Genomic DNA, 351 nt, shown 5'->3' on the forward strand with positions numbered 1-351 from the left:
GCTGTGGTTGATGATATTTTAGGCGCGGTGACCTTAAGCGATGTAGCAGGTGATGGTGTAGCAGTGCTAGCCGCTGGTGACAGTGAGAGTGGTACGCTTAGCTATACGATCCAGGCAGGCGACTTAGGTACGACGATCACAAACATTGCTACGGGAAGTAGTGATCAGGCTCCTGATGTAACGGATACGAACAGCATCCCGGTAGCGACCCCGAGTATGGGTATTGTCAAGAGCAATACGATTACGGATCCAGATGGATCTGGAGATGTGTCTGTGGGTGATGTGGTGACCTATACCTTTACAGTAACCAACACAGGTACAGCTACCTTAACAGGCGTAGCTGTGGTTGAT

The 351-nt window shown here is 50.1% G+C and carries 1 protein-coding gene; it reads left to right on the forward strand.

Annotation, left to right across the window (positions count from 1 at the left end):
* The coding region (locus tag AC1EU5_RS16025; RefSeq protein ID WP_480193427.1) for a DUF7507 domain-containing protein at positions 1–351 on the forward strand (351 nt) is incomplete at both ends.

Source organism: Maritimimonas sp. 2405UD52-3 (genome assembly GCF_056591715.1).